This is a genomic window from Prosthecobacter sp., assembly GCF_014879935.1.
GTDB lineage: Bacteria > Verrucomicrobiota > Verrucomicrobiia > Verrucomicrobiales > Verrucomicrobiaceae > Prosthecobacter.
On record NZ_JACSRD010000038.1, the window covers coordinates 1 to 6,495 of the forward strand.

Genomic DNA, 6,495 nt, shown 5'->3' on the forward strand with positions numbered 1-6,495 from the left:
AGATGTGTATAAGAGACAGCCTCCTCATCCTGCCCGCCGTGCTCGGACTGTTTCTGAGCGCCTGCGACTCTCCCGGCACGTCCACCTATCCCGCTTACTACAATCCGGGCTGCTACGTCGATCTTTATGAAGGCGACGGCTTTGGCGGCCGCGTCACCCAGGTGATGGGGCCATCGTCCTTCTCCTCCCTCAAAAGCCTCAACGGTGGCGAGTGGGACAACCGCATCAGCAGCATCAAGACCGGTCCGCTCTGCTGGCTCGTCATTTACAAGGACGAGTCCTTCGGTGACGCCAGCCGCGTCATCCCGCCTGCGACGATGATCGGCGATCTCGGCGGCATGGAGGACGAGATCGAGTCGATCCGCGTGATGGACCGCGCCCCCTGAGTCCGCCCAAGCCGCCATCCAGCGATGAAAACGAAACAAGAGCTCATCGAGTGGCTGCGCGACGCCCATGCGATGGAAAAGGCGATGGAGATCGCGCTGCAAAAGCAGATCGCCAGTGAAAGCGTGGCGCTTGTCGTGCGCGAGCAACTGACAGCCCATCTGGCCGAGACGGAGCGCCACGCCATCGCCGTGGCGGGGTGTCTGCAGCGGCTCGGCGCTGACATCTCGACAGTGAAGACCGTTTTCGCCCAGGGACTGGAGATGATCCGCGGAGCGGGCACAGTTTTCACAGGCGACAGCCGCGTCAAGGACATGCTCACGACCTGCGCGGCGGAGCATTTCGAGATCGCCTGCTACACCGCCCTCCGCTCCGGAGCGGAGCGCTTCGCGGTCGCCGACGTCATCCAGACCTGCGACATCATCCTCAAGGACGAACGGCGCATGGCTGAATGGCTGGAGGCCAATCTGCCCCACGTCGTCATGTCTTATCTCGAAGAAACACCCGTGCATGCCGTCGCGGCTGATGCGGAGGATGACGACGTGCCCGAAGCCTATGGCCCGCGCGAAGATGTGAAGCCTGCGGCACCTGCTTTCGACAACGAAGCGGCCGCAGGGCCGGGGCCATCCAGTTCCGATCCCTCAACCGCAGTACCGGCCTTTGAAGACATCCACGAAGGGCGGGAAATCATTCCTCCTTCGCCACGCGGTCCTCCTGCCACACCGGGCCGCTGAGCCGCGGCTGCCTTTTTGCCAGACGCGTTCCTTTTGAGAGCCCGCTCCGGCAGAGTCCGTCCCTCACCCTCTTTGGTTGGTGGGTGAGCGGACGGCTTCTCGAATTCCCATCCCACACCCAACACTCACGACTCATGACCATCCTTGATGAACCTCTCCAGGAACTCGACCTCGTCGTGTCCGACCTCCAGTCCCCAGCCGATGAAAAACGTCTTCAAAAAGTGCTCGAACGCATGCCGGGCGTCCAGGCTGCCCGCATCATCCCGGAGGGCGTCTGGATCCGCTACGACGCGGACAGCGTCTCCAAGAACAAGATCTGCCAGTCGCTGAGCGCGGCCGGTTTCAAGCCGCAGATGTTCCAGGACTCCCTCAGCGGCGAGACGACCGAAGTCTCGCAGCGATGAGGGACTGCGGTGCGGCTCAAGCACGCAAGGCGATGGCGGCGTCGCCGTTGACTTCGGTCTCGGCGATGCCCGTCAGGCGCGCATCGGTGATTCTTTCCTCGTCCAGCGTGTCCTGGAGCAAGGCTGCGGCCTCCTGGAGGCCCAGACGCGATGCCAGGGCTGCGGCGCTGCCGTAGGCGGCGATTTCATAGTGCTCCATGCGTTGAGCGGCACCGATCAGGGCGGCGTCGCGCACATTTTCATCCGCCTCCTCGCGGAGGAGCTCCACCGTCTCCTCGATGAGGCTTTCCATGCCGCGGCAATGGCGGTATTCCAGCGGCTGGTCCAGCTTGTAGGCGATCTTGTGGAGCCGGAGCGCATGCATTTGAGTCTCCACCAGGTGCGCACGGAAGGCGGCCTTCAGATCATTATGCGTCGCCGCCTGCGAGAGGCGCGGCAGAGCCCGCAGCATCTGCTGTTCAGCGCTGTAAAGATCCTCCAGCTCGTGATGGAAGAGGTCTTTCAGGGTGTTGAGTTTCATACAACCATGGCATCGCGGGGGAATCGTGGCGCGGATGTGAGGGGGGGCCTCCACCTTACAGGCATGCCAGCGCCCGGCCTGAAACGCGGCCGTTGCAGCGCGCCGATCTTCTCAACGCACCGGGTGATTCCGGTGAAGGCCCCGCCTCCGTCTGCTGTTTGTGTGATTTCCGGCCGACGAGGCGGGTGCTTTTTGTCCCGGTGCGGCCCTTATCGGGCCGGCACCTGCCGGTGCCTTCGGGACGGGATGCGCACCAGCCAGGCGCATGTGGAGGGCCGAAATTCTCTTTCCACAAACCCGCCTCCGCCATGACCACTCTTCCCAGCAGCCGCCGCCACTTTCTCCTCTCCTCCGCCGGACTCACCTGTCTGGCGGACCTGCATCGCAGCTTCGCCGCTCCGGTGCGGACGGAACCTGAGACCGCCACCTCCTCCGCAGCGCTGCCAGCACTGGCACCGCCTGACAAACAGCCGCAGAACCTGCAGATCCCGCAGAAACCCACCAAACAACTCGGCTGGGCCATCGTGGGACTGGGTGAGCTGGCGCTGGGAGAGGTGCTGCCGGCTTTTGGCGAATGCGAGCTGTCCAAACCCGTCGCGCTGGTCAGCGGCCATCCCGACAAGGCACGCCGAGTGGCCGACTTTTACGGCATCGAACGCAATGCGATCTACAACTACGACAACTACGACCGTCTGGCCGACGACCCGCGTGTGGATGTCATCTACATCATCCTGCCGAACAGCATGCACGCGGAGTACACCATCCGCGGCCTCAAAGCGGGCAAGCATGTGCTGTGTGAGAAACCGATGGCCACCTCGCCAGACGAGGCCCGGCAGATGATCGCCGCGTCCAAGGAGGCGCAACGGCATCTGATGATCGCCTACCGTCTGCACTACGAGCCGTTCAATCAGCGGGCCATGGAGATCTGCAAAAGCGGTGCCCTGGGCAAGATCCGCACGTTTGCCTCCACCAACGGCCAGAATGTCAAAGCGCCCAACATCCGCCTCAGCGCCCGGCTCGGTGGCGGCCCCCTCGGCGATGTCGGCGTTTACAGCATCAACGCCGCACGATACACGCTCGGCGAGGAACCCGTGGAGGTTTTCGCCGTGGCACAGCAGCCAAAGGACGACCCCCGCTTTCGCGAAGTGCCGGAGAGCGTGGCATTCACCCTGCGCTATCCGTCTGGTGCGCTGGCGCACTGCGACTGTGGCTTTGGCATGACCGAGTCACGCTTCTATGAGGTGCATGGCACGGAAGGCACGCTGCGGATGCAGCCGGCGTTCAGCTATCGCGGTCTCCGCCTGCACGTGAGGGACAGCGAGGCCAAAGGCGGCACCGATGAAAGCCGGGAACTGCTGCTGGAGCCCAAAAACCACTTCAGCCAGGAGATGGACCACTTCTCCCAAGTCGTGATGAACAACGAAACCTGCCGCACCCCCGGTGAGATGGGGCTGGCGGACATGGTGATCATCGAAGCACTGGAACGCTCCCTCAAAACGAACGCACCCGTCCGGCTGGATGGGTGATCACCGGCCTTCCTCGAATCCCATCTTCACCCACCACACGTCCAGCTCGTGCGCCCCGAAATCGGCCAGGATGTGGCCGTCGATGTCGAGTGACGGCGCCCGTGTCTGGCCGGTGAGGGCTTTCATCTCCTGCATCGCGCCCGGTTCGTTGATCACATCGATTTCCACATACGGGATGCCCCGCAGGCGCAGGCCTTCACGCGCCTCATCACACCACGCGCAACCGGGTTTCACAAACAGCCTGACATGTCGCGGTTTCATGGCTGGCCGTCATTTGCCGTGGCGTTTCCGCGTCGCGGCGGCCTTCCGTGCCGAGGCGGAACGCTTCGCCGCCGGACGTGAGGCCGCAGCCTTGCCACCTTTGCGCCCGCCTTTGCGTGCCGGGGCCTTGTTCTCCTCCTTGCCACGGCCGGAACCGCTTTTTTTGCCGCCACCGGACGATTTGTTCACAGTGGCCCAGGCCCGGCGCTCGGCCTCCTTTTCTGGGACGCCACGCTCCTCGTAGCTTTCCTCGATGTGCTCCGCCTTGCGCTTCTGTTTGTCGGTGTACTTGGATTTGTCTCCGCGTGGCATGGGATCTGTGGGTTGGTTCAGCATGCATCGCGGCCCTGGGGCGATCTGGACGTGTTCGCCTCGTCCCGCATCGGAGCCGCAGCCTGGCGTGCGGGCAGAAAAAGAGGCGTGAAGTCAGCTACGAGCCCCACGCCTGACAGTCAGGCCATCGCCTTCCCTGCAAGAGAAGAACTGATTGTCTGACCAGCCACAGATCGCCACCAGCACCGGTCATGGATGTGTTTTTGCGCGCAGAATTCAGGCCGCCTGCAACGTGTGCATCGCGCTCCGCGTGCGGAAGACCTGCCGCAGTTTCTTCAAGCCGAGCTCCAGGCGCGTCTTCACCGTGCCCAGCGGCGTGTGCGTGGCATGCGCCACCTCGCGCTGCGTCATGCCTTGCAAAAAAGCCAGGCGGATGACCTCCTGCTGCGCGTCCGGCAGCAGGGAAATGTGCTGGCCGAGCACCCGTCCGATATCCGCCTGCTCGCAATCGGCGGAAGAATCGCAGGTGAACGAGGACGTGCGTTTGATCTCGTCCTCCATCCGGTCGCAGGCACGCGTGTAAGCCATCGAGCGACGCAGATGATCGATCGCCCTCCGCCGGCCCAGCGTCATGAGCCATGCCAGCGGCCGCCCTTTGGCCGCGGAGTAGTGATCTGCCCGTCGCCACACATCCAGCAGGCATTCCTGCAGCACGTCCTCCGCCGCCGCGTCATCATTGACCGTCCGCAGAATGACGCTCTTCAGCAGTCGGCGGTATCGCTGCACCAGCACCCCCAACGCATCCGCATCTCCCATCTGGATGGCAGCCATCAGTTCCTCATCCGGTGGCTGGGCCGGGTCGAGAGGAGGCAGTTCAGGGCCGTTCCATTCAGAGTGGGAGATGGTCTTGGTGTCCATGGAAGGCAGCGTAGAAAATCGCTTCCCTGCCTTCAACCCGACCCCGCCCTGTCCAGGCAGTCGGGGAATCCCTGATGAAGGCCGCTTGCGGGCCAAAACAAACAGCCCTGCGCCTCCCGAGCACAGGGCTGTTTCTCGAAACCTCGTCAGAGGCAGGGACCGCTGTTATGAATGAAGGGGTTTAAGCTCATCCACGACGCTGACATCTCCAGCTCCTTCGGCTTCGAAGATCTGTTTGGCGAGCTTGATCTGCGAGCTCGTCTCCGCATGGGCGGATATCAAAAAATTGCCGCGCTGCACCTTTTCCTCATAGCGCCTGGCCTCGTCCTCCGGCAGGCCCATGCCGATGAGGCCCCCCACCATCCCGCCCGCGGTGGCACCGAGGGCCACGCCGCTGAGCGCAGCCATCATCGGGCCGGCCGCGATGAACGCGCCGAGCCCCGGGATGGCCAGCGCTCCGATGCCTGCCAGCAGACCGATCGCTCCGCCAGTGATGCCGCCCGCCGTCGCCCCCTTGGTGACGCCTTCCGTCGCCTTCGTCGGGCGGATGGCCGTGCTTTCGCCCTCCGACTCGGTGTCCGTGTGCAGCACCGAGATGTCACCCGGTGGTGAAACCGCCTCCCTGCAGCCGCTGCACAATGCGCTCGGCCTGGTTCTGGTCGGTGGCGAGACAAAAGACGGACTTCGACATGAGCGTGGGAGGATTGGGAGTGAGAAGGCTTATTTCCTGGCGGTCTTGTTATCGGCCTCAACCTCGATCTGGTTCACCACATCCATCGATCCGGCGGATTTGCGTGCGTGGGTGGCCACCTTTTCCTTTTCGCCGGGGTTGTCCACCTTGCCACGCAGCGTCACCTTGCCGTCGGCGGTGATGATCTGCACGTTCTTGGCCTCCAGGGACAACGAATCATCCGCCATCACCGCCTTGCGGATCGCCTGGGTGATTTTGAGGTCCTCCGGCCGGTTCGATTGGTCCAGCGGCGTCTTGGTCTCACGGGCGGGCTCCTTCGTGCCCTTCGGTTCTGCGGCACGGACATCGAATCCGGACGCCAGCAGCGTCACAGTCAGGATCAGGGGGAATTTCGAGCGGAGCTTCATGGGATCGTCGTGATGCATCGGTTCCATCGGACATGTGTGCCCGCCCGGCCGTATCGCTTCACCCACAAACCACCACCTGAACCCGCGGCCATGCGGTTTCCTGATGGCTGTGCGGGGCGATGATGCGGGAGGCTGAGAAAGCGCGACAGCGTCGTGGAGTGCGGTGGCAAAGATCCGAGGGCGAAGCCTCGCATCGGCGACACCGCTGTCGAGCGCACGAAGAACGTCGTCAGGCCAGAGCGCATTGTCCGGCACGCGACGGCGGTGTCGCGCCAAGGCTTGCCACCGCACTCCACGACGCTTCGCGTTTGACGGCTGCCTTTCATCTTGCCACCCACACGCCCTGTTCTACCTCTGCCTGTCTCTTATACACATCT

Annotated in this window: 10 protein-coding genes; 4 read left to right on the forward strand and 6 right to left on the reverse strand. The window is 63.4% G+C overall.

Going from position 1 to position 6,495, the window contains the following annotated elements:
• The 3 genes from IAE77_RS00625 to IAE77_RS00635 all read left to right on the forward strand — a co-directional run.
• Positions 1-386: hypothetical protein (locus IAE77_RS00625; protein WP_294219717.1), on the forward strand; the 386-nt coding region annotated here is incomplete at its 5' end.
• A 24-nt stretch (positions 387-410) separates the two neighbouring features.
• Positions 411-1,118 (forward strand): DUF892 family protein, encoded by a 708-nt coding sequence (locus tag IAE77_RS00630; RefSeq protein WP_294219718.1) that lies wholly within the window; start codon positions 411-413, stop codon positions 1,116-1,118.
• 134 nt (positions 1,119-1,252) lie between these two features.
• Positions 1,253-1,522, forward strand: coding sequence for a hypothetical protein (locus IAE77_RS00635; protein ID WP_294219719.1), 270 nt, complete (start codon positions 1,253-1,255; stop codon positions 1,520-1,522).
• Positions 1,523-1,538: 16 nt separating this feature from the next.
• On the opposite strand, the gene IAE77_RS00640 is transcribed toward IAE77_RS00635, so the two are convergent.
• Positions 1,539-2,042, reverse strand: a complete 504-nt coding sequence (locus IAE77_RS00640) for a DUF892 family protein (RefSeq protein ID WP_294219720.1) — start codon at positions 2,040-2,042, stop codon at positions 1,539-1,541.
• 308 nt (positions 2,043-2,350) lie between these two features.
• Between IAE77_RS00640 and IAE77_RS00645 the strand changes: the two genes are divergently transcribed.
• Complete coding sequence (locus IAE77_RS00645; RefSeq protein WP_294219721.1) at positions 2,351-3,568, forward strand: Gfo/Idh/MocA family oxidoreductase; 1,218 nt, start codon at positions 2,351-2,353, stop codon at positions 3,566-3,568.
• Here IAE77_RS00645 and IAE77_RS00650 read toward each other — a convergent pair whose 3' ends face one another.
• The 5 genes from IAE77_RS00650 to IAE77_RS00670 form a co-directional block, all read right to left on the reverse strand.
• Positions 3,569-3,829, reverse strand: coding sequence for a glutaredoxin family protein (locus IAE77_RS00650; protein WP_294219722.1), 261 nt, complete (start codon positions 3,827-3,829; stop codon positions 3,569-3,571).
• Positions 3,830-3,838: 9 nt separating this feature from the next.
• Positions 3,839-4,141 carry a plasmid stabilization protein gene (locus tag IAE77_RS00655; protein ID WP_345780945.1) on the reverse strand — a complete coding sequence of 101 codons (303 nt, stop codon included), beginning with the start codon at positions 4,139-4,141 and terminating at the stop codon, positions 3,839-3,841.
• 237 nt (positions 4,142-4,378) lie between these two features.
• Complete coding sequence (locus tag IAE77_RS00660; RefSeq protein WP_294219724.1) at positions 4,379-5,020, reverse strand: sigma-70 family RNA polymerase sigma factor; 642 nt, start codon at positions 5,018-5,020, stop codon at positions 4,379-4,381.
• Between the two features lie 165 nt (positions 5,021-5,185).
• The gene (locus IAE77_RS00665; RefSeq protein WP_294219725.1) at positions 5,186-5,611 is read right to left on the reverse strand and encodes a hypothetical protein; all 426 of its coding nucleotides are present in this window, start codon (positions 5,609-5,611) and stop codon (positions 5,186-5,188) included.
• A gap of 129 nt (positions 5,612-5,740) precedes the next feature.
• The gene (locus IAE77_RS00670) at positions 5,741-6,118 is read right to left on the reverse strand and encodes a BON domain-containing protein (protein WP_294219726.1); all 378 of its coding nucleotides are present in this window, start codon (positions 6,116-6,118) and stop codon (positions 5,741-5,743) included.
• Between the last annotated feature and the right edge of the window lie 377 nt (positions 6,119-6,495).